Genomic DNA, 26946 nt, shown 5'->3' on the forward strand with positions numbered 1-26946 from the left:
GGCCTGGTTGGATGGACTCCGCTCCTCGGCTTGGCCGGTGTCGGGGAAACGGCGAGGAGGCGTGGTGGTTGCTCCCGGTGGCCCGAACGACAACGCGGTGCCGTACCCCCGCCGCCGTCTGACCGACGACGACGGGGTGACGCCACACCGTCGTCGGCTGCGGCTGCGTCCCCGGGACTGGCGGATGGGCGCGAAGCTCGCCGCGGTCCTGGTCGTCCCGTCGGTCGCGTTCCTGGTGGTGGCCTCGGTGCAGACCGGCTCACTGGTCGGCCAGGCGACGGCGCTCAACGAGTTCGCCCGGCAGGTCCAGATCGGCGAGCAGGTCACCGCGCTGGTACACGAGCTGCAGCAGGAACGCGACCGATCCGCTGGCGAACTCGCGGTCCGGCAGGTTGGCGTCGGGTTCGACCCGGAGCGCAGCGTCGAGGTGCTGCAGCCGCACTACGACGCGGTCGACCGCCGGATCGCCGACTTCCTGGCCGCCGCCGGCCCGCGGGTCGGCGGCGACGCGGCCTGGCAGACCGCCTACAGCAGGGTGCTCGAATCGCTGGACCAGCTGCCACCGCTGCGTGAGTCCATCTCCGGCGGCGCGGTCGGAGCAGACACCGTGTTCGGCAACTACACCCGGGCCATCGACGCTCTGCTGGAGCTGCTCGCCGAACCGTCGCCGGGTCAGGACCGACCGGAGCTGACCCAGGCGGTGCTGCGTAGCGTCCAGCTGGCCCGGGTCAAGGAGCTCGGTTCCCGGATCCGGGCGCAGCTGTACGCCGCCGCCCGGGCCGGCCGGTACGGCCCTGAGGACCAGGTCAGCCTCAGTGATCTGCGGGCGCAGCAGCTGACCGCGCTCGCCGAGTTCCGGGTGACCGCGACCGGCAACCAGATCGCCCGGTACAGCCAGGCCGCTGCCGACCCCCGGTTCGTCGCCGCGGTGGAGCTGGAGGAAACCACCATCGTCGGTGGCGCCGCCAGCCCGGCGGTGCTGGAACCGGACGCCTGGTGGGCCGTCAGCCAGGACCGGCACCAGCTGCTGCGCCAGGTCGAGTCGAGCGTGCTGGCCAGCGCGGTGAGCCTCGCCGACTCCCGCAGCGACCAGCAGCTGCAACGGACCGTGCTGGTCGCCGGGGCGGTGCTCGGCGTGCTGTTCATCGCGTTGTTCACCTCGATGGCGATTGGGCGGTCGATCGCCCGTTCGCTGCGCGTCCTGCGGAGCCAGGCGTTGCAGGTCGCCCAGCTCGACCTGCCGGACACCCTGCAACGGCTCCGTTCGGTGGAGTCCGGGGTCCCGCAGATCGAGATTCCTCCGGCGGCGGTACGCACCCGCGACGAGGTCGGTGAGGTCGCCGAGGCGTTCGTCGCGGTGCACCGTAGCGCGGTGACCGTCGCGGTGGAACAGGCGGTGATGCGCCGCAACGTCAATGCGATGTTCGTCAACCTGGCCCGCCGCAGCCAGGTGCTGGTCGAACGGCAACTGGAGCTGCTTGACGAGCTGGAACGCGACGAGGGTGACCCGGACCAGCTGGATAACCTGTTCAAGCTCGACCACCTGGCCGCCCGCATGCGCCGCAACGACGAGAGCCTGCTGGTGCTGGCCGGCACCGAGGCGAGCCGCCGGTGGAGTCGCCCGGTGGCGCTGTCGGCGGTGACCCTGGCCGCCGCCGCCGAGATCGAGCAGTACCAGCGGATCCGCCACGACGTCGAGGACAGGCTGCACATCGTCGGGCATGCCGTCGGCGACCTGGTGCACCTGCTCGCCGAGTTGCTGGAGAACGCCACCGCCTTCTCCCCGCCGTACACCAACGTGCACGTCACCGGGCACGAGTATGCGCCCCAGTCGGTTCTCATCGAGGTCACCGACGAGGGGATGGGGATGTCCGCCGAGGCGATCGAGCAGGCCAACGTGACCCTGGCCGAACCGCCCGACGCCGACGTCGCCGCCTCCGAGCGGATGGGGCTGTTCGTGGTCAGCCACCTGGCCGCCCGGCTCGGGGTACGGGTGCAGTTGCGGCCGGCCGAACGTGGGCTGGTGGCCAACGTGTGGCTGCCCGGCACGGTGCTCGCCGCCCCGGACGAGGATTCGCCGTACGTCGCGTCGGCCGGCCGCAGTCCCACCGACTACCCGACCAGGGAGATGCGTGCCGTCGGAGCGGCGTTGCGGGCCAGCGCCGGTGACCCGGTGGCCGGCCAGCCACCGGCCGCGCTGGCTGGTCGTGGGCCGGCGTTCGCCCCGCCGGCCGCTCGTCCGTCGATCCCGGTGGACGAACCGGTTCCGGCTGCGCCGACGCAACCAGTTGTGATCGAACAGCCGCGTGCGGTACCGGCGCTGCGTCCGATGACCGCGCTGCCGGCTGGACCGGCCGCCGGTGACCGGGCCGTGGCGGTTCGGCGCGGCGGCCGCCGACCGACACCGACGCGGGCCGAGGACATCCTTGCCTCGGCCGGTGGCGCTGCGTCCCGTGGCGCCTCGGCCGGTGGCGCCTCGGCCGGTGGCGCCTCGGCCGGTGGCGCTGCGGCCGGGAGCGGCAGCGTCTGGTGGGAACGGCAGCGCGGACCGGTCGCTCCGCTGCCACCGACACCAGCTCCGCCGGTGGTACCGGTGACCGCCGGGACCAGTAGCAAGGGACTACCGGTACGGGTGCCGATGGCTTCGTTGCCCGTTTCCGCCGAATCTCCCGCAGCTCCCGTTCCGGCACCGGTCGACGAGCCGGATCCGGATGCGGTCAGCAGCGTGCTGTCCCGCTTCTACGGCGGTGTGCGGCGGGCTGAGTCCGAGGACACCAGCGAGATGACCCTGGCGCCGGCCGGCCGCCGTGGTGAGGAGGAGCAAGAGTGAAGACCTTGAGCAAGGAGGCCCGCGACCTCAGCTGGTTGGTGAGCGCGTTCGCGGAGCGCGTGCCGGGTGTCGCGCATGCCATCGTGGTGTCGTCGGACGGTCTGCTGGTCGCGGTCTCGGATCATCTGCCCCGGGACCACGCCGACAAGCTGTCGGCGGTGACCTCCGGGCTGATGAGCATTACCAGCGGCGCGGCCCAGATGTTCGACAATGACGTGGTGAAGCAGACCGTGGTCGAGATGGGTCGCGGCTACTTCCTGATCATGAACATCCGGGACGGTTCGATCCTCGCCACGCTTGCCGCAAGCGACGCGGACATCGGTGTCGTCGGCTACGAGATGGCGCGGTTGGCCAAGCAGGCCGGTGAGATGCTGACCCCGGCGCTGCGCGCCGAACTGCAGCAGGCGCTGCCGCGCTGAACTCTCAGTCGGCGACGTCCACCATGAGTGTGGTGAGCATGAGGTCGAGCTGGATGGAAATATTGCTGTCCACTGTGCCCTCTTGTCGGTGTCCGGCGAGTCTCGACCTCAGCTCGCCGGCCCGGTGCCGTAGCTGCTCAGGCGTGGCACCTTCCGCCACCGAGATGCGCAACTGGTCGGCCGCGTCGCGTAGGTCAGCTGCGGCATCCGCACGGATCCGCCCGTCGGTGGAGCCGTCGGTTACGAGCAGATCGAACTGCTCCACCACCCGTGCCGCCGCAGCCAGCAGCTCCGGTGGCGTGTCGTCCGACCCGGTCGGTGGCCCGGTCGTCCCGGCCACCGGCGAGGGCGCCACCGACGAGGGTGCCGTCGCGTGTTCGGCGGCCGGCAGAGGTGCGCCGAGTACTGCCGCTGCCACGACCGCGAAGGCCAGCAGCGCCGCCGCACCGGCCCCGGCAAGACCGACCGTCGTCGGGGACAACCGGGCCCGGTCGGCGGGCGGTCGTGCGTCCGCCGGGACAGCCGGCCGCGCCACCATCCCGGCCCGTCGCGGTGCCAGCTGGTCCGACTGGGCTACCAGCGCGGCCCGCCGCAGCACCGGCCCGGTCGGCCGGGCCGTCGGCACCCGGTCCACCAAGGTGCGGCCGCCGGACGAAGCGCCGACCGGGCGTGGACCGGGCAACGGGAACTCGACCATCACGCCGAGCACCGCGTGCAGGGCGTCGGCGACCTCACCGGCGGCCGGCCGCTGCGCCGGATCCCGGCTCAGGCAGGCGAGGCAGAGGTCGGCGGCCGGGGCGGGCAGTCCGTCGGCGTGGGGTCGCGCCGGCGGGTCCGGCCGCTGCAGTCGGACGGCCGCCTCCCGCCAACTGCCGGCCGGTATGGGCGGTGCCCCGGTCAGCATCTCGTAGCAGAGCGCGCCGAGGGCGTAGACGTCGGCCGCCGGATGGGCCGGCCAGTGGTGCAGCCGTTCCGGTGCGGCGTACGCCGGGGTGCCGAGCAACCAGCCGGCGTCGGGTGCGGGTCGGCCGTCGGCCAACGCGGCGATGCCGAAGTCCAGGATCTTGGCGCCACTGGCGGTGAGCATGACGTTGCCCGGCTTGATGTCCCGGTGCACCACTCCGATCCGGTGGGCGGCGGCCAGGCCGCTGGCCACCTGCGCGGTCAACCAGACCGCGGCCTGCCAGGGCAGCGGCCCGCCGGCCAGTCGGGCGGCGAGGTTCTCCCCGTCGACCAGTTCGAGGACCAGGAACGGCACCATGTCGGTCTCGGTGATCGCCGCCTCGCCGTAGTCGTACACCTGGGTGACGTGCGGATGGGTGATCTGGGCCGCGGCCCGGGCCTCCTGCCGACAGGCGGCCCGGACCGCTGGCGCGATCGGCGGCGTGAGCGCCTTCACCGCGACCGGTCGGCCGAGCAACTCGTCGCTGGCCCGCCACACCTCGGACATCCCACCAAGCCCGATCCGGTCGACCAGTACGTATCTCCGGTCGAGACGCAACCCAGGACCGAACACCATGGTCACAGTCTGTCCCGGTGCGTGTGTGGTGTGGTGCGGTTTTCTGGTTACCGACGGTAGGTTCCACCGGAGGGTGTAATCCCGGTCGTCTCCCGCCCGGCCCGGCCATGGGACGTCATCTTTGTCAGATGGCGTTCTCCGCGATCACCCGCCGGTACCAGTGCGCGCTCCGTTTGAGGATCCGCCGCTGCGTCGGGTAGTCGACGTAGATCAGCCCCCACCGCTGCTGGTATCCCTCGGCCCATTCGAAGTTGTCCAGCAGCGACCAGACGTGGTAGCTCTCCACGTTGACACCGGTGCTGATCGCCCGGTGCACGGCGGCGAGGTGATCCCGGAGGAAGGCAACCCGGCCGGGGTCGTCCACCGAACCGTCCGCCGCCAACCGGTCCGGGGTGGGCAGGCCGTTCTCGGTGATCGTGATCGGCACGGTGCCGTACTCCCGGTGCACCCGGGTGAGGGCATCGAACATGCCGTCCGGGTGGATCTGCTGCCAGTCCGCCTCCGAGGTCGGCCAGCGTCGGACCGTGCTGCCGTCTGCAGCGACGTAGAACGGGGTGTAGTACTGGACGGCCAGCAGGTCGATTGGCTCGGCGATGACATCGAGGTCACCGTCGTGGATCCCACCGGCCAGCCGGCTGGCCGGGCCGAGATCGGCAAGGACGTCCGCCGGGTAGCTGGCGAGAAAAATCGGGTCCAGGTAGAGCCGGTTCTCGTAGCCGTCGTACAGGCGGGCCGCAGCGGCGGCTGCCGGGCTGCCGTCGGCGGGGTAGCAGGGATGCAGGTTGAGCGCCGGTCCGATCCGGCACGCGGCCCGCTCGGCGCGCAGCGCCTGTACGGCCAGGCCGTGCGCGAGTTGGAGGTGGTGGGCTACGAGGTACGCTGCGTCCGCGTCCGGTCGGCCTGGTGCGTGATGCCCGCTGAGGTAGCCGTTCTGTACCACGGTTTTCGGCTCGTTGATCGTCAGCCAGACCGGCACCTCGCTGCCGAGGGCGCGGAACAGGATCTGGGCGTACTCGGCGAAGCGGTACGCCACGTCGCGCTGCTCCCAACCACCGAGGTCCTGCAGCGCCTGGGGCAGGTCCCAGTGGAACAGGGTGGCCATCGGCTCGATTCCCCGCTCGAGGAGCCCGGCGACCAGCCGGCGGTAGAAGTCCAGCCCGCGCCGGTTGGGCTGACCGGTGCCGTCGGGCTGGATCCGTGGCCAGGAGATGGAGAACCGGTAGCTGTGCAGTCCGAGCTCACGCATCAGGTCGAGGTCGTGGCCGTACCGATGGTAGTGGTCGGCCGCGACGTCGCCGGTGTCGCCGCCGCGGGTCCGACCGGGGGTGTGGCTGAAGGTGTCCCACACCGATTCGCCCCGGCCGTCCTCTTTGGCGGCACCTTCGATCTGGTACGCGGAGGTCGCGGCGCCCCAGCGGAAGTTGTTGGGAAAGTGCAGGCCGATCGGACGTTCGGGATCAGGGCGGTGGCGGACGGCCGGGGTCGCGGAACCACCGCCGGCCGGGTCGGTCCCGGTCGCATCGGTCGGCTCGGCCAGGGCTCGGCCGGTGCCGGTGCCGGTGGCGCGGCCTGGATCGCCGCTCGCGGCGCGGACGGCGGAACGCTCGGCACGGCGGTGCAGGTGCCGGCGGGACAGTACGGCCATCGGGCTCTCCTGACAGTGGTGTCCGATCCACTGCGGTGCGGCACGGGCGCGCGGATGCGCCGGTCAGGTGGCGCGGATGGGGGGATCGGCGGTGGTGGAACCGGGTCGCGTCGGCCGGACGGCCGGACGGGGTGCCGGGTCGACCGATTTCCTGCCGAGTGCGGGGAAGTAGTGTGGGGACGGGGAGGGCAACCCCCGTCCCCACCATCAGTTGCTTTCACGCACGAGCGGTTTGGCGTCCAGGTCGTGCGTGACGCGCGGGAGCCGGGCCACGCGAGTGGCTCTGGATCCACCTCCTCTCCCGGGTGGTGTCTGCAGCTGCCGGCGGAGTCCGGGCTGGCCCGCCGCCAGCTGTACGACCGGTAGTGGTGTACTCCACCGGGGCGGCGGAGCACCGCAGGTACGGTGTACTCTCACGTGTTGCCACATCCATCGATGGAAGCGCTCCCATCGACGTTGGTTCTGGACTGTAGTCTCCGTCACGGGTTTGTGAAAGACCCAAAACGAGATCGAAACATGTTGGTGGCGTGAGTGAGTCCGGCCGCGTCCGACCTTCCCCGGTGAATCCCCTGTTCAACGAGGGTTCGTCTGGGTTTCCCGGTGGGTTGTCGAAGGTTGCCACTTGCTGCGGGAGCGCTCCCATGTAACACTGTCGACCATCGCAGGTGGGAGCCAGCAGACCACGCGACAGCGGCAGCCGAGGGCATCCGACTCCGTGTCGGTACGGCGCCACGCAGTGAACCGGAGCCGCCGGTCCGGCGCCCTCCGTCGTATGCAGACCCCGGTCCGGGACGGGTCACACCCATCCGGCGCCTGGCGTCCGACGCGCTGCTCCACGACATCGCCCACCGCGCCCAAGGCGCCAAGCCGAGGTGCACCTCACTGCCTCGGCCTGGTTCGCGAGGAGAACCCCGCACATGAGATTGACCGCGACGAGACAGCGGCTGGCAATGTTCGCCGCTGGCGTGATGGTCGTCGGAGGTGTCGCCGCCGTCCCCGGCGTCGCCAACGCGGCCACCGCCTGCGACGTCGTCTATTCGACCAACGACTGGAACAACGGCTTCACCGCCAACGTGACCATCGAGAACCTCGGTGATCCGCTCACCGGGTGGACCCTGCGCTTCGAGTTCCCGGGCGGCCAGCGGGTCACCCAGGGCTGGTCGGCCAACTGGACCCAGTCCGGCAACGTGGTGACCGCGACCAACGCCGCCTGGAACGGCAACCTGGCCACCGGTCAGTCCACCAACATCGGCTTCAACGGCTCGCACACCGGCTCCAACCCCCGGCCTACCTCGTTCTCCATCAACGGTGTGACCTGCAACGGCGCGGCGGAGAACCAGCCGCCGACGGTCGGTCTGACGGTACCGTCGGGGCCGTTCATCGCCCCGGCCGACGTCCCGCTGACCGCGACCGCCAGCGACGCCGACGGCACCGTCGACCGGGTCGAGTTCTACCGCAACGGGCTGCTGGTCAACACCGACACGACCAGCCCATACCAGTACGTCATGGAGGACCTGCCGGCTGGCGACTACACGGTTCAGGCCCGGGCGTACGACAACGCCGGCGCCAGCGCCACCGCCGAGCGGTCGTTCAGCGTCGACGAGGCCAACCCCGGCCCGGCACTGATCGCCACGCCGTCCTCGGTGAGCGTCGAGGAAGGCGGCAGCAACACCTTCAACCTGCGGTTGAGTGAAGCGCCGACGGGCAACGTGCCGGTCAGCCTGGCGATCTCCGGAGACAACAGCATCACCCGGTCGCCGTCGTCGGTCACCCTGACGCCGAGCAACTGGAACACCGGCGCGACGGTCACCGTCGCCGCCGCCGAGGACAGCGACACGGTCAGCGGTACGGCCACGATCACCGCCACGGCGAGTGGTCTGGCACCACTGGCCATCGTGGTCACCGAGATGGACAACGACTCGCCCGGCGGCGACAACGAGTACATCGAACGCTTCCTGGAGCAGTACGGCAAGATCAAGAACTCGGGCTACTTCAGCCCCGAGGGCGTGCCCTACCACTCCATCGAGACGCTGATCGTCGAGGCTCCGGACCACGGTCACGAAACCACCTCGGAGGCGTTCAGCTTCTGGATCTGGCTGGAGGCCAACTACGGCCGGGTGACCGAGAACTGGGCACCGTTCAACAACGCGTGGACCGTGATGGAGCAGTACATCATCCCGGGCACCGCCGACCAGCCCACGGCCGGCGTCGCCGGCACCCCGCAGTACGCAGCCGAGTACCTGCAACCCAGCCAGTACCCGTCGCGGCTGGACCAGAACGTCCCGGTCGGCACCGACCCGCTGCGCAACGAGCTGCAGTCGGCGTACGGCACCGGCGAGATCTACGGCATGCACTGGCTGCTCGACGTGGACAACGTCTACGGCTACGGCCACTGCGGTGACGGCACCACCCGTCCCGCGTACATCAACACCTTCCAGCGGGGCCCGCAGGAGTCGGTCTGGGAGACGGTCCCGCAGCCGTCCTGCGACACCAAGGCGCACGGCGGCCCGAACGGCTACCTGGACCTGTTCATCGCCGAGGACAACGCCCCGGCGTCGCAGTGGAAGTACACCAACGCGCCGGACGCCGACGCCCGCGCCATCCAGGCTGCCTACTGGGCGCTGGTCTGGGCCGAGGAGCAGGGCAACGAGGACGAGATCGCGCAGACCATCGCCAAGGCCGCCCGGATGGGTGACTACCTGCGCTACGCGATGTTCGACAAGTACTTCAAGCGGATCGGCAACTGCGTCGGCGCGTCCAGCTGCCCGGCCGGTACCGGCAAGGACTCCGCGCACTACCTGATGTCCTGGTACTACGCCTGGGGTGGCGCTACTGACACCTCGGCGGCCTGGTCGTGGCGGATCGGCTCCAGCCACAACCACTTCGGCTACCAGAACCCGTTCGCTGCCTGGGCGCTGACCAACGTGCCCGAGCTGCGGCCGCTCGGCGCCACCGCGGTGCAGGACTGGACCGAGAGCTTCGACCGGCAGATGGAGTTCTACCAGTGGCTGCAGTCCGCTGAGGGCGCCATCGCCGGTGGTGCCACCAACAGCTGGAACGGCTCCTACGCTCAGCCGCCGTCGGGCACCCCGACCTTCTACGGCATGTACTACACGGAGCACCCGGTCTACCACGACCCGGGCAGCAACGAGTGGTTCGGCATGCAGGTCTGGTCGCTGCAGCGGGTGGCCGAGGTCTATTACGTGACCGGTGACGCCCGGGCCAAGCAGATCCTCGACAAGTGGGTGCCGTGGGCCATCTCGCACACCGAGATCGGCACCGGCGGGGACTTCTCGATCCCGTCGACCATGGAGTGGACCGGCGCGCCGGACACCTGGAACCCGAGCAACCCCGGTGCCAACAACAACCTGCACGTCGAGGTCGTCGGCACCGGCCAGGACGTCGGCGTGGCCTCGGCCTACGCCCGGACCCTGATGTGGTACGCGGCCGCCTCCGGCGACACCGAGGCCCGCGACACCGCCAAGGGCCTGCTGGACGCGTTGTACGCCAACGCCGACGCGCAGGGCTCCTCCACGGTGGAGACGCGGGGCGACTACCGTCGCTTCGACGACGTCTACGACGCTTCGACCGGGCAGGGTCTGTACATCCCGGACGGCTGGTCGGGCACCATGCCCAACGGCGACGTGATCGAGCCGGGTGCGAGCTTCCTGGACATCCGGTCGTTCTACCTGGACGACCCGGACTGGCCGAAGGTCGAGGCGTACCTCAACGGTGGGCCGGAGCCGGAGTTCCGCTACCACCGGTTCTGGGCACAGGCTGACCTGGCGATGGCCTACGCCGACTTCGGTCACCTGTTCCCGGACAACTGAGACCGGTGTCCGGGTGGGCGGCCGGCCCCGCCCACCCGGACACCTCCTACCACGCGATCCATCACCTGAACCGACACCGACGTACCACCGTCCCACCAAACGGTCCGGCACCGCCTGACGGTGCCGAACCACCGCAGACGGCCTGATACCCACGGTCAGGCCCGCCCGTGGTGGGTCGGCCGGGATCGGCCAACGCAGCGATCCCGGTCGGCCCACCACACCTTTGTGCTCGTCGGCTGCGTCAGCCCCGGTAGCACCGCCAGCTGTACGCGTCCCGACGGCTGCCGGCCTCGGCAATGACCGGCTCGCCGTACCGACTGGCGCAGGCGCGCCGGACATCGAGATCCCGGTCGTGATGGGTCCACGGCCGGACACATTCCCAGTCGGTGCCGTTGCCCGGCCACTCGCGAGGCCATGCCATCCACTCGCCGCCGTGCTCCTGCTTGCAGTAGCTGTCCAGCATGCCACGGAGATCGTCGCTGTTGTCCGGGCCGAGCAGTACCGGCTCGCCGCCGCCCGGTGGGGCGGCGCTGGACGCCGGTGGGTCCTCCGACGGGGACGGCGGGGGAGGAGCGGGGTCGGACGCGGGCTGCTCGGGGGGCGCGGCCGGCGGGTCGGCCTGACGTATCTCGGGTGATTCCTCGCTGTCGCTGGCGGCCGGCGAGGTATCGGTGACCTCGGGCGTGACCGTAGCGGTCGGCGCGCTGTCGGCTGTCGCGGTGGGGGCGGCCGGCGAGCCGGTCGAACTCGCCGGATTCCACAACAGTCCGTTGCCGGAGACGAACGGCGCCGAGCACAGCAGTGCTACCGCGGCGACCGAACCGGCGGCCACGACCCAGCCGTACCGGCGGGCCAGCGCGATGAACCGGTCCGGCTCGTCCGGTGGCGCGGTCCGGGCCGGCCCCGGCGCGGTCGCTACCGGCTCCGCTGCGGTTCCGCGCGGTCCCGCTGGAGGTTGTGCCGGTCCCGCTGCGGTGCCGGTCGGTCCCGCTGCGGTGCCGGTCGGTCCCGCTGGTGGGCGTGCCGGTCCGGCGGGCAGGTCCGCGTCCGCGTCGGCGGCATCGGCAGCGGGCCGGACGGCCGCAGGGCGGACCACTGGCTGCTCGACCGTCGGTTCGTCGAACACGTCGGCCGGGCGGTTCGCGGCCCGACGGCTCCGGCAGGCCGTGGCGCTCGACGGCTGGACGATTGGCTGTTCGACCGTTGGCTGTTCGACCGTTGGCTGTTCGACCGTCGGTGCGTCCGGAACCCTCGGGCCCGGCGGTCGTCCACCAGGCAGAGCGTTCAGTTCGACGGTCGGCTGCGTGAGGGCACCGTCAGCAGCGGAGTCGCTGCGTCTGGTGTCGCGAGCGGAGTCAGCAGGTTTCTCGGCCACGGGAACGCCTGCCTCCTTGTGCGGATGCGGTCGGGACAGCGTGTCACTCTAGTCACATCCGCATCGGCCCGGGTCGTACGGGAGGCCGATTCGTCACCGCAGGTCGGCCGGCACCGGATGGCGTATCCCCGGGTGTTCGGCCGGAAGCGACCGGCGGAGCACCCACCAGCTCACCGCCAGGCAGGCGGCGACCAGCGGCCAGGTCAGCGCGAAGCGCAGGGCGGCCAGCGCCATCACCTGGTCGGCGAGGTAGAGCGGGACGAACACGGCCAGCCGGGTCACGTACTGCCCCACCCAGACCCAGCTGGCCCGGCCGTACGCCCGCAGCAGCGCCGGGTCCCGGTGCCACCTGGTGCGTTGACCCAGCACCACTCCCACCACCACGCCGAGCAGCGGCCACCGGACGACGATGCTGAGCACCCAGGCCAGTGCGCTCGCCGCGTTGGACAGCAGCTGCAGCAGGAAGAAGTCGGCGGCCCGCCCGGTGCGCAGCGCGATCACCGCGGCGACGCAGACGGCGAGCAGACCGATCAGCACCGACCGGGGCCGATCGCGACGCCACAGGCGTACCCCGGCGATCACCACGCCGACCGCGACCGCGCAGCACACGCCGACCCAGATCGACTCCCCGCCGGCCACCCATCCGACGCCGAACGCCACCGCCGGCAGCGTGGCGTCGATGGCCCCTCGTCGCCCGCCGAGCAGCTGCGCGAGTGACTCCGTCTGGGTGTCGCCCGATGTCCCGGTCACCGTCCACCTCCCGCCGCCGTCCTTAGGTAAGGCTAACCGCTTCCCGTGGTGTCGGCGGTGGCGGCCGTACCCCGGCGGCGACCGGCCCAGCGCAGCGGGCCGGGGTGCAGCGACCAGATCAGCCGCTGCCACCACGGCCGCCGGGCACGTAGCGCCGCCACCCAGACGGTGGCGTAACCACCAGCGCACCGGGCCTGCCCGTCGTCGGCCTGCCCCGGGGCGAAGCTAGCGAGGTTGACCAACTCGGCCAGCGGGTCGAGCCGGGGCAGCGCCGCGCCGTCCGGCAGAGCCCGGCAGTGCCCGGCCACCTCACTGGCGGACAGGTGTGCCCCGGCCGGGTGGCCGGCCAGCCGGAGCGCGTCGACCACCTCGAGCCAGGCCCCGCAGATCCGGTCCGCGGGCGGGCCGGCGTCGAGCCGGCGGTCGCGTAGCCGGCGACGCAGCAGCAGGACTAGGCCGGCCCATCCGGTGGCGCCGGCCCCGGCCACCGTCACCGCGACGACACCGAGCAGCCAGCCGGACGGGCGACCACCCGGCGGTGCGGAGGCCACCGAAGGCGGTGTCGACGGCGGCGGGTCGACCGTCGGCAGCGCGGACGGCTCGACCGGCGGCGTCGGCTCGTCCGGCGCCGGCCGGAACTCCTCCTCGATCGGGCGCGGCGTGCTGTCCGGTCGGGGGAGCGGATCGAACGGCACCCAACCGACACCGGAGAAGAGCACCTCCGGCCAGGCCACCGCGTGCCTGCCGTGCACCGTGACGTCACCGGACGGCACCACGAACCCGACGACCACCCGGGTGGGCAGCCCCATCAGGCGGCCGAGCAGCGCGTAGGCGGCGGCGAACTGCTCGGAGGTGCCCCGCTGGCCGCCGGCCTCGCGCGGCCCGAAGAGGAAGAAACCCAGATTCGGGTACGCGTGGCCGCTCGGCGCGTCGGTGACAAGTTGGTAGTGGTCGGCGAGGAACTGCTCGACGGCCAGCGCCCGCTGGTACGGCGCACCATTGTCCCGGGCGAGTTGCTGGGCGAGCCGACGGATCTCCGCCGGCACCCCGTCGGCCACCCGCAGCGTCCGGGCCACCGACTCCCCGGCCGGTACGTCTGCGGTGGGCAGCGCGTTCAACGGTGGTCGACGCGGAACCGAGTCGACGGCGTACGTGACGCCGGGAGTGAGACCCTCGGGGCGCAGCAAGGTGCTGCTGGCCCGGTCGTACGCCACCCGGACGCCGTCGACCCGTACCGGGGCGGTGATCGTGGGCAGCAGCCGTCCGGACAGCTCGGCCACGGTGATCTCCTGGCGTACGACGTGCGTCGACGACGCGTCGGTCGGGGACGCCGCAGCGTCCTCGGCCGGTGGTAGCACCCGGCCGGCGTTGCGATAGGTCCCGCCGACCCGCCAGGTGACGCCGTCGTAGTCGTGCAGCACGGCCAGGGTCAACCGCAGCGCGCCGTCTCCGGTCGGACGCGGGCCGGCAGCAGCAGCTCGCCGCCCGTCCACCGTCGAGACCGGTGCCGCGCCGACCCGCAGGTCGAACAGGGGCTGGTCGGGATTGAGCGCCCAACCGGAGATCCTGATCAGGGGGTTCTCGTCGAGGATCTCCACCTGCGGCGGCGCGACGTAGCGGCGTGGGTCGACGTCGGTCGTCGCGATCCGGGCCACCACCCACGGCGCGCTCACCGCAACCAGCAGCAGTACGGTGGCCGCGCCGGCCAACGACACCGTCGCCGTCCGCAGCCGTACCGCCGCCAGGGCGCCAGCGCCACCGTCGCCCGGACTGGCCGGTTGGTCGACCGTTGCCGCCGCCTGGCCCCGCCGGGCAGCGGTGGCCGGTGCGGCGGTGGCCAGCAGCCCGACCGCCGCCGCCGCGACGAACAGCAGCGCCGGCCACCCGGCCGGCTCGGCGTTCGGCCCGACCACGAAGGTCGCCGCGCCGAACAGCAGCAACGGCGGTAGGCAGCCGAGCAGCATACGCCGGGCCCGTACCGCTAGCTCGGTCGCGGTGAAGCCGGCGAGCCAGCTGGCGACGACCGGAACCACCACCGTGTCCGGCACCGCCTCCATCGGGATCATCGCGGTCAGCAGCCGGGGAACCCCGTTCGCGGCGGCGTCGGCGAGCAGCCGGGTCACCGGGCCGGCCAGCTCCGCCCGTTCCGCCGCCCACCATCCGGCCGCCAGCAGGTAGCCACCCATCAGCAGGACGGACAGCGGAGCCACCTGCCAGTTCGGCAGCCGCCGGGCGCACGTGCCGACCAGCACCGCCGCCGCGCCGGCACCGGCGGTCAGCCAGCCGGCCGCCGACCCGTCGTAGATCCTGCCGAGCAGGACCGCAGCTGACCCGGTCATGGCGATCAGCGCCGTCGCCACCGCACCGAGACGTGCCAGCTCGGTCGTCCGGTCACTGGTCACTGGTCACCTGCCGCATCCCAGCCAGCGGCGAAGCCGACACCGTCGGCCGCCTCGACGAACAGCACGCCGGCCAGCCCGGTCGGGGCACCCATCGCCGGTGCCCCGCCTGCCGACGAGTCGACGGCGCCGGTGATCCGGCCGACCAGGACGGTCGCGAAGACTGTGCGCAGCGCACCGATGCGGGCGACGGCGTCCGGATCACCGGTGCCGGCCAGATAGACCAGCGTGTCGCCGGGCCGTTGCTGGCGCAGCTGGTCGCAGACCTGTCGGACCGGGTCCCCGCCGGTCAGCCGGTTGATACCGGCCAGCGAGACCTCGGCCAGCCGGTCCAGTGGGTGCCGACTCGGTGTGCCGTCTGGCGATGGCTGGTCGACGACCATCCACAGCAGCACCGGGAGGTCGGCCCGGGTCGCCGCGTCGACCACCGACGCCGCCGCCTCACAGGCCGACTCGAACGTCGCCGACGCCCCGTCGGCGTGGTCGTGGTAGGCGACCGTCCGGTTGTCCAGCAGCACCACCATCCGGGGCAGACTGGTGTCGACGTGTTCCCGCACCATCAGCTGGCCGATCCGGGCGCTGGTACGCCAGTGCACCCGACGCAGTTCGTCGCCGACGACGTACTCCCGCAACGAGTCGAAGGTGATGCTGCCGTGCGGCACCCGGTCGATCTGGCCGTCCAGGCTCCGGGCTATCCCGGCTGGCACCGTGCGCAGCGGATGCACCTGCGGCCGGACCCATACCCGGACCGGTTCGCCGTCCGCGCGTGCGACGGCGACCAGGCCGAACGGGTCGCGGCGGACCACTCGTAACGGGCCGACCGGAAGCACACCCCGGCGATCAGTGGGTACCGGATAGCGAACCGTGGTCGTGGCACCAGAACGCAACCGGGCCAGCGGCACCGGAAGCCGCCGCCGGCCGCACCGTTCCTCGGCGATGACGCTTGCCGCGCCCCAGCGCCGCAGGTTGCCGACCTGCAGAGTCACGGTGCACACGTCGCCGCGATTCACCCGGTCGGGTTCGACGACGCGGTGTACCGACAGCCGGGGCTGCCACAGCGCGTAGCCGGCCGCGTAGCCGACCACCGTCAGACCGGCGGTGCCGAGCAGCGCGAGCTCCGGATAGCCGAGCACGGACCCGACGGCGGTGAGTAGCGCGGCGGTGATGCCAAGGCCGAGACAGCGGGCGGTGACATTCATGGGTCGACGGCTCAGACGCCGGCCGCTGCCGGCTGGCCGGCCGGCAGCGGCACCGGGACCGACCGGACCACGTCGGCGAGCACCTCGGCCGCCGTTACGCCGCGCAGTTGAGCGTCCGCGTTGAGTAGCAGCCGGTGCGCGAAGACCGGCTCCAGCAAAGCCTTCAGGTCCTCGGGCAGCACGAACCCCCGGCCGCCGATCAGCGCGTACGCGCAGGCCGCCCGGGTCAGCGCGATCACCCCGCGTGGACTGACCCCGACCCGGATCTGCGGGTGCGACCTGGTCGCGGCCGCCAGCCGCACCGCGTACGTGTACAACGGGTCGGCGATGTGCACTCGTTGCGCCAGTTGGATGAGCCGGCCGACGGTGGCTGTGTCGGTTGCCGGGTCGAGCGCCTCGGGGGACCGCAGGGTCGCCCCGCGCAGCACCTCGATCTCGGTCTGCTCATCGGGGTAGCCGACCGACAACCGGACCAGGAACCGGTCCAGTTGGGCCTCCGGAAGCCGGTAGGTGCCGTCCATCTCGACCGGGTTCTGGGTGGCCACCACCAGGAACGGCCGGGGCACCGGATGCCGGACACCGTCCACGGTGACCGTGCGTTCCTCCATCACCTCCAGCAGCGCCGACTGGGTCTTGGGCGAGGCGCGGTTGATCTCGTCGGCGATGACGATGTTGGCGAACACCGGGCCGGGATGGAACTCGAACCCCTGGGTGGACTGGTTGAAGATGGTCACCCCGGACACGTCGGCGGGCAACAGGTCGGGGGTGAACTGGATTCGACGCCAGTGGCCGTGCACCGTCGCGGCGACGGCCCGTGCCAGCGTGGTCTTGCCCACCCCCGGCACGTCCTCCAGCAGGACATGGCCCTGGGCGAACAGGGCCGTCAGAGCCAGTCGCACCACCTGCGGCTTGCCCAGCACCACGGTGGAGATCTCCCCGGCCAGTCGGGCGGCGGTCGAGGCGAAGCCGGTCACCTCGTGGGGCGTCAGCGGGGTGGTCGTGGTCACTGCGGCTGGTCTCCTCGCCGGGGTGGATCGGTGGCTGTCCGGGTGAGCGGCGTCAGCAGGTGGGCAGCTGATTCAGGTCGTCGCCGCCGGCCAGGTTCAACCAGGCCCACGGGATGTAGTTCTTCCCGCTGTACTCCACCCGGATCCACCAGGTGCTGGCCTTGCCGCCGTTGTAGATCCAGGCATCGACGTGCCCGCCCTGGCGGCGGCACAGCGCGGTGAGTCGGGTGCCGTCGGGCACCCAGCCGACCTGGCGGCTGTTGTCCTGCTCCGGCACGGAGAAGATCTCGTTGCCGTTCCGACCGGGAACGTCGTCGTCGCAGTAGGTGCGTTGCTCGCCGTCCGGGCCGTTGACGCAGGTGGCGATGCCGTACAGGTCCGCGGTCGCCCGGCTGTGGGTGGCGGTGCCGGTGCCGGCCGCGTTGCTGGCCTGGACGGTGAACCGGTAGGACCGTCCAGGGTAGAGCCCGCCGACCCGGATGCTGTCGCAGCCGCCGGTGACGGCCGCCGCGCCGTCGGCCGCCGCGCTGCAGGTGACGTCTCCGCCGCCGGCGTCCACCGAGAAGCTCAGGGTGACCGCGTTGGTGCCGGCGGTGGCGCCGGTGACGGTGACCTTCGGCTCGGCGACGGTACGGGCCGTGGTGCTCACCGCCGGGCCGTCGCCGGCCTCGTTGACCGCACGCACCGCGACCGTCACGTCGGCTCCGTCGCCCAGCCCGGTCAGGGTGACGGCGGTGCCGTCGGACACCTCGGTGCGCTGGTCGCCGACGGTCACCACGTATCCGGTGACCGGCCGCCCGTTGTCCGGCGCTGGCGACCAGACCACCCGCAGCGCTCCCCGCTGGTCGGCCGCGGTGGTCGCCTCGACCGCCGCCGGCTTGCCCGGGGCCGTGAAGGGCACCACCGAGTTGCTCAACGGCGACGCTGTCGAGTTGGCTCCCTGGTCGCTGACCGCGACGACGGTGAACGCGTACTGCGTGCCGTAGTCGAGCGAGCCGGGCGCGAGGACCAGCTCAGTGCCGGAGACATCGCCGACCGGGGCGGTGGCCTCGGCCGAGACCGCGGTGACCGTGTAGCCGGCGATGACGTTGCCCTGGCCGTCGGCGGCCGGCCAGCTCACCGCGACCGAGCCGTCCGCGCGGGCCTGCGCGGTGACGTTCGCCGGGGCGTCGGGCACCTCGGCGGTGGGAACGACCGGGTTGGACTCCCGCTTCGGCCCCGCACCTTCGGCGTTGACCGCGTGGACCGAGAACCGGTACGTCTCGCCGTTGACGAGCTCGGTGACCTCGAACGACCGTTGGTTGGCTCCCACCTCGAAGCTGCGGCCGTCGCCGGTGACCACGTACCGCTGAATGCTCGCGCCGTTGTCCGCCGCCGCCTGCCAGCTCACCCGCACGGTGGTGTCGCCGGCCGCCGCACTGACCGCGCGTGGCGCGCTCGGCCGGCCGACCGTCGGCTCCGTCGGCTCCGGCGGCGGTGGCGGCGGTGGCGGCTCCGGCGGTGGGTCACCGCCGAGGATGTCGTTGGCGTACTTGTCCACCTGCCGTACCTCGTGGGCGTCGGTGACGACCCGGGCGGTGGCCGCGTCGGGCGCGTTGATGAACAGATGGTTCTCCCGGACCTCCAAATCGAGTGGGCCGGTGGTTTCGGTGACGTCGATCGACGGGAGCAGTGCCCCTGCCCCGTCGAACGCGAAGATCTTGCGGCTGCGTTCGTCGGCGCAGTAGACCCGGCCCGCCCAGCTGACGGCGGGACGTAGCGCGGATCCGCTGCCCGGCACCGAAAGTTGCCGGACCCCGTCGTCGTCGACCAGGACGATGCGTCGCCGTTCGGGAACGGTGACCGCGACCAGGTTGCCGGTCGTGCGGGTCGGCAGGACGCCCGGACCGTCCAGGTCGAGCGGCACCTCGCGGCGGTCCCCGCCGCGCAGCAGGGTCAGCGCGCCGGCTGTCCGGTTGAGCACCGCGACGCCGTCGTCGAGCGCGGAGATGGTCAACTCGTTACTGGGCGGGGCGACCGCCACGGTCCGGACCCGGGTCGGCCCGGTGGTGTCATCGGTGGCGTCCGCATCCGGCTCGGTGGCGTCCGGCTGGGGGATCGACGAGTCGAAGACGGCCTCCGCCGTGCCTTGCGCCGGGTCGCTCGGCAGCGGCGCGGCGGTGATCGCCGAGACGGTGCCCTCACTCGGCACTGCGATCCACAGCCGACCGGCGCCGTCGAAGTGTCCACCGGCGATCCCCGGCGGGTAGCGCACCGGGTCGCCGACGGGCTGCAGCGACCTGGGGTCGATCTGGCGAACCACGCCCTGAACGGCGTCGATGACGAAGGCCGCGTCGCCTTGCATCGCCACGCTCACCCCGAGCCCGGTCGTGCTCCGGACGGTCGCGCCGACCTGCAACGTGGCGAGATCGAGCGAGCTGACCTTGCCGGTGGCCAGCTCGCGCAGGATCAGGAACTGGTCCGTCTGCACCACCTGAGTCTGGCGGCCCTGGGCGTCGGCGACCTCGACCCGGGTGTCGACCCGCCCGGTGAGTCCGTTGACCCTGGCCAGCTCGCTCCGGGCGGAGCTCCACAGCCACGAACTCGCGTCGTAGCCGGCCGCCGCGTGGTCGGCCGCGCCGAGCCCGAGCACGGTCAGCCCCATGCCGACGACGAGCGCGGTGACCGTGCCGACGGTCACCAGCGTGCCGCGGCCGCGTCGTCGCCGGCCGTCGGGGCCGGTGCTCTGCCGGGTGCCGCCGTCGGCTGTGTTGCCGTCGCCCGTGGTGACCACAGTAGGTCGCCTTCCGCCCGTCGGTCGTATGGTGTCCGTCATCCGTATCGTCGGTCGTCGCCGGCCGGGGTCGCCCCCGACGCGCGGCCGGAGGCCATCCTATGGGGCCGTCTCGCTGACGGGAAACTGCTCTGGCCGCCCCTGTGGACAACATCGGACGGGATTACCGAAGAACTGCTCGAGAATTCATGTTTTCGCTGATCAACACGGAGTTCGTCGACTAGTCCGGGTTGACTGTCCGACGGTCGGTGCAGACCTGGTCCGAGGGGACGTACTCGTCGGCGGAGTAGACGGCGAGCACCGCGAAACAGTAGTCGAGTTCGGGATTCAACCCGTTCACCGTGAATACGGTCTGGCCGGGATTGACCGTGGCGAGTGCGCCGAGTTGTTGTCCGCTGCGGCCACTTGCGATGATGAACGGCACCGTTCCCGCGGTCGGGTCGGACCAGGCCAGCGTCACGGCCGTGGTGTCGTCGGTCAGCCGCAGGCCGGTCGGTGGGTCGCCGGCCGTAGTGGAGTCGGACCCCGGACGCCCCGGTCCGGTCGGTGTGGTGGCCCGTCCGTCGAGCAGGACGGTGACGCCCACGATGACCACGACCACGGCGGCGATGACCGCGGCGGCCGCGGCGCCGACCGCGACGACGATCGGTAGGGACCGCGACGGTGCCGCAACGCTGGCGGCCGGTCCGGTCACGGCGGCGGGTGGCGGTGACGGCCGATCGGCGGCGGTCGTTACCTCGCTGCCGGAAACCGGGGCTGCCAGTGCCGGTGGTGTCGGCTGGGCGGATGGTGTCGGCTGAGTCGGTGGTGTCGGCTGGGTGGGTGGTGCCGGCCGGGTCGGCAGGTCCGGCTCGCGCTGTACGGCGGTGGGAGCCGGATCGACCGGGGCGACCGGTGAGCCGGCCAGGTACTCCCGGGCCGCCCGGACCTGCCAGTGGTCATCGCCGAGCTGCGCTGGGCCGGCGGCGGCGACTCGGGCGAAGTTGCGGCGGGCCTCATGTCGGTTGCCCAGTTCTTCGGCGAGCGTCGCGAGCTCGTACGCGATGGCGAGCATGACCGGCTCGCGGTCACCCAACCGCAGCTCGCCTGCGGCCAGCGACTCCTCCAACAACCGCCGGGCGGCTGCCGGGTCGCCGGCCTCGCGTCGGAGCCGGGCCAGCAGGTGCGCGGTCCACAGGACCTCCGGTTCGTCCACACCGAAGGCGCCACGGGCCGAGTCCAGCGCCCGCAGCAGGTATTCGCACGCGCCGGCGAGGTCGCCGCCGGCACGCATGGCGGCCGCGTTGTCGCGGACACCGACGAGGAGGGAAGGCTGGGCCACCTCGCCATGCTGCCGGGTGCCGTCGGTCCACCCGGCCCCGGGGGTACCGAACGGCAACGTCGGGGAGTTCGGATCCAAGCGTACGGATCCAGGGTCTGTCCGTCCGATGTGACCTGAGTCACCAGATTGTTTCGGCGGAACTGGCATTGTTGCCGGTTGCCGTCGGAAGCCGGGCAGCTGCCCTGGTTCTGCCCGTACCGGGTTGGCGTTATTGGTCGGCAGAGTTCACACGGTCGTAACTGGTTGCCGCTAAGTTTCTCCGAAGAGTGACATCGATTGATGCAGAATATTCGCTCTGAGCTGCCGCAACGGTGGATCCTCCGGCGGTCAGCATCGAATCCGGGACCACTGCTCACGAAGCGGGAGTCTGATGAGTACTGCAGTCGACATGCGTGACCTGGTGATTGCCTACACCCCCTGCGGCGAGGTCGAGCCGAGCCCACGCATCGCCAGCGCGGTCCGCCGGGGCGGCGGCACCGGCGTGCTCGACCTGGCCGGAACCCGGCCACAGGTCCTGCGCGCCGTGGAGCAGTTGGCCGCCTGGTCGGACGGGCCGATCGCGGTCCGCGTACCGGCGAGCTGTCCGGCCTCGGTGGACGACCTCGAACGGCTCGCCCCCGGCCGGGTGGAGCTGGTGGTCGTCACCGGCGAGCTGCCGTGGGACCTGTCCGAACTGGTGACCCGCTACCGCGTACTCGCCGAGGTGACCAGCCTCGCCGCGGCCCGGACCGCGGCGGCGGCGGGTGTGCACGGGCTGATCGCCCGCGGCATGGAGGCCGGCGGCGAGGTCGGCGAGCTGAGCACCTTCGTCCTCATCCAGCAGCTCACCGGCGCCGACCTGGGCGTGCCGGTCTGGGCGCTGGGCGGGATCGGGCCGTACACGGCGGCCGCCTGCGTGCTGGGCGGTGCCGCCGGTGTGGTGCTGGACAACCAGCTCGCCCTGATGCCCGAGTCGGACCTGCCGGCCGACGTACTGACCGCGATTCGGCGGATGGACGGCTCGGAGAGCGTCCTGGTCGACAGTTACCGGGGAATCCCACGGGCTCCGCGCCGGCCGGGCGCGGCCGGTGTCCCCGCCCGCGCCGACCTGCTGCCGGTCGGCCAGGACGGCTGGCTGGCCGCCGAGTTCGCCGGCCGCTGGTCCGACGCCGCGGCCGCGGTCCGTGGTATCCGCGAGGCGATCGTCGACGCGGCGACCGACGGCGCTGCCGCCGAGGTACTGCGCCCCGGCGGCCCCTTGGCCCGGGACCTCGGCCTGCGGGTGCCGGTCGCGCAGGGCCCGATGACCCGGGTCAGCGACGAAGCCGGCTTCGCCGCAGCCGTCGCCGCCGACGGGGCGCTGCCGTTCATCGCGCTGGCGCTGGCCACCGCCGAACGCACCGAGGAGATGCTTACCGACACCGCCGCCCGCATCGACGGACGGCCCTGGGGAGTCGGTGTGCTCGGCTTCGCGCCCGAGGAGATCCGCGCCGCCCAGCTCGACGTGATCCGGCGGATCCGTCCGGACTTCGCCATCATCGCCGGCGGCCGCCCACCGCAGGCCAGGGAACTGGAACGGGAGGGGATCCGGACCTTCCTGCACGTACCGTCACCGGGGCTGCTGCGCCAGTTCCTGCGCTCCGGTGCCCGCCGGTTCATCTTCGAAGGCGCCGAGTGCGGCGGCCACATCGGCCCCCGGGCCAGTTTCCCGCTGTGGGAGGCGCAGCTGGCCGTACTGGCCGAGCACCTCGCCGGCGCGACCCCGGAAGAGGCGGCCGAGATCCAGGTCTTCTTCGCCGGCGGTATCCACGACGACCGGTCCGCGGCCATGATCGCCGCGATGGTCGCCCCGCTGACCCGGCGGGGCGTACGGGTAGGGGTGCTGATGGGCACCGCCTACCTGTTCACCGCGGAAGCCGTCGCGCACGGCGCGATCCAACCCACCTTCGCCAGGATGGCCCGGGAAGCGACCCGGACCGCGTTGCTGGAGACCGCACCGGGGCACGTGACCCGGTGCCTGCAGAGCGACTTCGTGGACGACTTCCACGCGCTGCGGGCCGAACTCGAGTCCGCCGGCCTGGAGAACCGCCAGGTGTGGGAGCACCTCGAACTGCTCAACGTGGGCCGGCTGCGGATCGCCAGCAAGGGCAAGCGGCGCGACGGCGACGCGCTGGTGGACGTCGACGAGGCGGCCCAGCTCAGCGAGGGCATGTTCATGGCCGGCCAGGTCGCGGTGCTGCGGGAGCAGGAGACCACCGTCGCGGCGCTGCACGGTACGGTCACCGACCAGGCGGTCGCCTTCCACGCCGCCCGGTCCGAGTGGCTGCGGGCCGAGTGGACCCCGGCCGAGCCGGAGGAGTCGGCGGAGCCGCTGGACATCGCCATCGTCGGCATGGCGTGCATGCTGCCGAACTCGCCGGACCTCGCCGCGTTCTGGCGTACCGTGCTGGACGGCGCCGACGCCGTCACCGAGGTGCCACCGCACCGGTGGAACCCGGACATCTACTACGCGCCGGAGGTCGGTCCCGGGCAGACCGGCCGGTTCAGCGTCTCGAAGTGGGGTGGCTTCCTCGCTGAGGTGCCGTTCGATGCCATCGGGTACGGGATTCCACCGTCCGCCCTGGCCAGCATCGACCCCACCCAGCTGCTGGCCCTGGAGGTCTCCCAGCGGGCCCTCGTCGACGCCGGCTACATCCCCGGACGCGACGGAGTGGACCACTCCCGTACCGGGGTGATCTTCGGGGCCGAGGCCGGCAGCGACATGGGGCACGCGCAGACGCTGCGGACCATGCTGCCGGCCTACCTGCCGGAGGTTCCCGCAGAGCTGGACGAGCAGCTGCCGACCGTCACCGAGGACTCGTTCCCCGGCATCCTGGCCAACGTCATCGCCGGTCGGGTCGCCAACCGGCTCGACCTGGGCGGCCCCAACTACACCGTCGACGCGGCCTGCGCCTCGTCGCTGGCCGCCATGGACGCGGCCTGCAAGGAACTCGCCAGCGGCGGCAGCGACCTGATGATCTGCGGTGGCGCCGACCTGCACAACGGCATCAACGACTACCTCATGTTCACCTCGGCGCACGCACTGTCCCCGACCGGGCGGTGCCGTTCGTTCGACAGCGCCGGTGACGGGATCGCGCTCGGCGAGGGCGTCGCCGCCGTCGTGCTCAAGCGACTGTCCGACGCGCAGCGCGACGGCGACCGCGTCTACGCGGTGATCAAAGGACTCGGCGGCTCCAGTGACGGACGGGCCCTGGGCCTGACCGCACCCCGAGCGGCCGGTCAGCGGCGGGCCCTGGATCGCGCGTACCGGCAGGCCGGGGTGTCGCCGGCGCAGGTCGGCCTGATCGAAGCACACGGCACCGGCACGGTGGTCGGCGACCGTACCGAGCTGGAGACGCTGACCACGGTGTTCGGCGAGGCGGGCGCCACGCCCGGCAGCTGCACCCTCGGGTCGGTCAAGTCGCAGATCGGGCACACCAAGTGCGTGGCCGGTCTGGCCGGTCTGATCAAGGCCACGCTCGCGCTGTACACCGGGGTCCGGCCGCCCACCCTGCATGTGACCCGGCCCAACCCGGCCTGGCATCCCGACCGGAGCCCGTTCGCCTTCGAGACCTCGGCGCGGCCGTGGGCGGCACCGGCCAGCGAACGCGTCGCCGGGGTCAGCGCCTTCGGGTTCGGCGGCACCAACTTCCACGCGGTGCTCAGCGCCTACGCCGACGCACCCGAACCGCGACACGCCCGCGACGAATGGCCGGCCGAGCTGTTCTGCTTCCGGGCCGGTGACCGGGCCGGCACGCACCAGACGATGCGGGCGTTGCTGGACACCATCGGCACCCGCGACGCGCTGGGGCGGCGCTGGCGGTTGCGCGACCTCGCCGCAGCCCAGTCCCGCCAGGCTGAGAACCGATCCGGCCCGGTGCAGGTCGCCATCGTCGCCAGTGACCTCGACGACCTGGCTGGACTGCTGCGCCGGGCGATCGCCGGTGAGCACGATCCGGCGCGCGGGCTGTTCCAGCCGGCTGAGCCGCCGGGCACGGACGGCAAGGTCGCCTTCCTCTTCCCGGGCCAGGGTAGCCAGCGCCCGGGTGCGCTGGCCGAGCTGTTCGTCAGCTTCCCCGAGCTGCGGCGGTTCCTGGACATCGGCCGCGACTACGTCGAACCGCTCTTCCCACCGGCCGCGTTTGACCCCGAGTACGACCGGAGTCAACAGGATCGAATCCGGGACACCCGGATCGCCCAGCCGGTGCTCGGTATCGGTGGGCTCGCCGTGCACCACCTGCTCGGTCGGCTGAACGTCCGGCCGGACCTGGCCGGCGGGCACAGCTACGGCGAGTTGGTGGCACTGTGTGTCGCCGGCGCCTTCGAGGACCGGACACTGCTCGAGCTGAGCCGCCAGCGCGCCGACGCGATCCTGGCGGCCGCCGGCGACGATCCCGGCACGATGGCCGCAGTGGCGGCCACCGCAGAGCAGATCGGTGAGGTGCTGTCTGGGGCAGGGCTGGCCGGTGAGGTGGTGCTCGCCAACCACAACGGCCCGCGGCAGGTGGTGATCTCCGGCCCGACCCCGGCGGTGCGACGCGCAGTGTCCGTACTCAAGGAAAAGGGTCTGTCTGCCCGGCCGATCGCGGTGGCCTGTGCATTCCACAGCCCGGTGGTCGCCGACGGTGTCACCGCCTTCAGATCCACCCTCGACGGCCACTCGGTGGCCGCCCCTAGCGTCCCCGTCTGGTCCAACCGCACCGCCCAGCCCTACCCGGGTGGCGCGGACCAGATCCGCGACGAACTCGCCGCGCAGATCGGCGCCCCGGTGCGGTTCGTCGACCAGATCGAAGCGATGTATGCCGCCGGGGCCCGCGTCTTCGTCGAAGCCGGGCCCGGCCAGGTACTTACCCGGCTGGTCGACGCCGTTCTGGGTGAGCGTCCGCACGTGGCGGTCGCCTGCGACGGTCGGCAGGCGGACGGTCTGCGTGGATTTCTCTCCGCCGTCGCCGAACTGGCCTGCGCCGGGGTTCCGGTGCAGACCGACTGGCTCTACCGCGGCCGGCGAGTCGCCGAGATCGCCCCCGCTCCGCCGTCTTCCCGTCCGGTCTGGACGGTCGACGGTCAGCTGGTACGCGACCAGCATGGCCGGCCGCTGCCCGGCGGCATGACGCCTCCCCGACAAATCAAGGAGCTGTCGATGAGTGCATCCACCGAGGCCGGAAACGGTCATGGTCTCGGCAACGTGTCCGGCAACGGCAACGGGCATGGTCCCGGCAACGGCGCAGCACAGGTGCCCGGCAACGGCAACGGCGTGGCGCACGTGCCCGGCAACGGCCACGGGATCGGCCATCCCCCGGCGGCCGGCAGTGTCCGGCACGTCCCTGCGGCCGGCTATCGGGACGGGCGCGACGAACTGATCAGCGAGTTCCTGCGAACGAGTCGGGAACTGATCGCCTCCCAGCGAGACGTGATGTTGGCGTACTTCGGGGAGCGGCCGCCGGCCGGCAACGAGTGGGTCGGGCCTGCGGCGTACCAGTCCGTGGTGGCCCAGCCGGCGATCACCGGACCGAGCAGCTACCCCGAGGTGGTCATGCCGACCAGCGCACCTCCGGTGACCGACGTTGCGGCAATCCCGGCGTCGCGTGCCGAGACGACGGCTCCGGCGGCGCCCGCCGTACAGGCTGCTCCGACGGCAGCCGCTGTCCGGTCCACCCCAGTCGGGCGTGAGCACGTGCCAGCGGAGCCGACGGTCCACGACGCCCTCGCGTCGACCGTGGCCGCGCCGGTGACGGCCCCAACGGATCCTGCGCCGAAGGCGAAGGTGTCCGCGACGGTCGCGGTGCGGCCGGCAGCCGCGTCGGTGGGGGTGGCGCAGTTCCAGGAGGCGATCCTGGAGGTGTTGAGTGAGCGGACCGGGT

The 26946-nt window shown here is 72.0% G+C and carries 13 protein-coding genes; 4 read left to right on the forward strand and 9 right to left on the reverse strand.

Going from position 1 to position 26946, the window contains the following annotated elements; translation table 11 throughout:
* Positions 1–64 precede the first annotated feature (64 nt).
* Positions 65–2830, forward strand: a complete 2766-nt coding sequence (locus tag ACFHWT_RS26015; protein WP_416597320.1) for a nitrate- and nitrite sensing domain-containing protein — start codon at positions 65–67, stop codon at positions 2828–2830.
* A gap of 5 nt (positions 2831–2835) precedes the next feature.
* A complete protein-coding gene (locus ACFHWT_RS26020; RefSeq protein WP_199757848.1) occupies positions 2836–3249 on the forward strand; it encodes a roadblock/LC7 domain-containing protein in 414 nt (137 codons plus the stop codon).
* A gap of 4 nt (positions 3250–3253) precedes the next feature.
* Here ACFHWT_RS26020 and ACFHWT_RS26025 read toward each other — a convergent pair whose 3' ends face one another.
* Both ACFHWT_RS26025 and ACFHWT_RS26030 read right to left on the reverse strand, forming a co-directional pair.
* Positions 3254–4768: a protein kinase domain-containing protein gene (locus ACFHWT_RS26025; protein WP_416597321.1), complete on the reverse strand. Its 1515-nt coding sequence runs from the start codon at positions 4766–4768 to the stop codon at positions 3254–3256.
* Positions 4769–4892: 124 nt separating this feature from the next.
* Positions 4893–6413 carry a GH1 family beta-glucosidase gene (locus ACFHWT_RS26030; protein WP_416597322.1) on the reverse strand — a complete coding sequence of 507 codons (1521 nt, stop codon included), beginning with the start codon at positions 6411–6413 and terminating at the stop codon, positions 4893–4895.
* A 917-nt stretch (positions 6414–7330) separates the two neighbouring features.
* Here ACFHWT_RS26030 and ACFHWT_RS26035 point away from each other — a divergent pair.
* A complete protein-coding gene (locus tag ACFHWT_RS26035; protein WP_416597323.1) occupies positions 7331–10243 on the forward strand; it encodes a glycoside hydrolase family 48 protein in 2913 nt (970 codons plus the stop codon).
* 241 nt (positions 10244–10484) lie between these two features.
* Here ACFHWT_RS26035 and ACFHWT_RS26040 read toward each other — a convergent pair whose 3' ends face one another.
* The 7 genes from ACFHWT_RS26040 to ACFHWT_RS26070 form a co-directional block, all read right to left on the reverse strand.
* Complete coding sequence (locus ACFHWT_RS26040; RefSeq protein WP_416597324.1) at positions 10485–11369, reverse strand: hypothetical protein; 885 nt, start codon at positions 11367–11369, stop codon at positions 10485–10487.
* 342 nt (positions 11370–11711) lie between these two features.
* Positions 11712–12368: a DUF3159 domain-containing protein gene (locus ACFHWT_RS26045; RefSeq protein WP_416597325.1), complete on the reverse strand. Its 657-nt coding sequence runs from the start codon at positions 12366–12368 to the stop codon at positions 11712–11714.
* Positions 12369–12400: 32 nt separating this feature from the next.
* A complete protein-coding gene (locus tag ACFHWT_RS26050) occupies positions 12401–14770 on the reverse strand; it encodes a transglutaminaseTgpA domain-containing protein (RefSeq protein ID WP_416597326.1) in 2370 nt (789 codons plus the stop codon).
* Positions 14767–15966, reverse strand: a complete 1200-nt coding sequence (locus ACFHWT_RS26055; protein WP_416597327.1) for a DUF58 domain-containing protein — start codon at positions 15964–15966, stop codon at positions 14767–14769. The genes ACFHWT_RS26050 and ACFHWT_RS26055 overlap by 4 nt, the downstream gene beginning before the upstream one ends.
* Positions 15967–15977: 11 nt before the next feature.
* Entirely contained in the window at positions 15978–16973 is a 996-nt protein-coding gene (locus ACFHWT_RS26060) for an AAA family ATPase (RefSeq protein ID WP_416597328.1), read from the reverse strand.
* A gap of 52 nt (positions 16974–17025) precedes the next feature.
* The gene (locus tag ACFHWT_RS26065) at positions 17026–19788 is read right to left on the reverse strand and encodes a fibronectin type III domain-containing protein (protein ID WP_416597329.1); all 2763 of its coding nucleotides are present in this window, start codon (positions 19786–19788) and stop codon (positions 17026–17028) included.
* A gap of 178 nt (positions 19789–19966) precedes the next feature.
* Complete coding sequence (locus tag ACFHWT_RS26070; RefSeq protein WP_416597330.1) at positions 19967–21067, reverse strand: tetratricopeptide repeat protein; 1101 nt, start codon at positions 21065–21067, stop codon at positions 19967–19969.
* Positions 21068–21437: 370 nt separating this feature from the next.
* Here ACFHWT_RS26070 and ACFHWT_RS26075 point away from each other — a divergent pair.
* Positions 21438–26946: beta-ketoacyl synthase N-terminal-like domain-containing protein (locus tag ACFHWT_RS26075; protein WP_416597331.1), on the forward strand; the 5509-nt coding region annotated here is incomplete at its 3' end.

Origin of the sequence: Micromonospora sp. LOL_021 (assembly GCF_048060215.1) — a bacterium.
Taxonomy (GTDB): domain Bacteria; phylum Actinomycetota; class Actinomycetes; order Mycobacteriales; family Micromonosporaceae; genus Micromonospora_E.

Bases quoted from the DNA above. Each gene is read 5' to 3' on its own strand.
- ACFHWT_RS26025 (WP_416597321.1), bottom strand. From the start codon at position 4,768: ATGGTGTTCGGTCCTGGGTTGCGTCTCGACCGGAGATACGTACTGGTC.
- ACFHWT_RS26030 (WP_416597322.1), bottom strand. From the start codon at position 6,413: ATGGCCGTACTGTCCCGCCGGCACCTGCACCGCCGTGCCGAGCGTTCC.
- ACFHWT_RS26035 (WP_416597323.1), top strand. From the start codon at position 7,331: ATGAGATTGACCGCGACGAGACAGCGGCTGGCAATGTTCGCCGCTGGC.
- ACFHWT_RS26055 (WP_416597327.1), bottom strand. From the start codon at position 15,966: ATGAATGTCACCGCCCGCTGTCTCGGCCTTGGCATCACCGCCGCGCTA.
- ACFHWT_RS26065 (WP_416597329.1), bottom strand. From the start codon at position 19,788: ATGACGGACACCATACGACCGACGGGCGGAAGGCGACCTACTGTGGTC.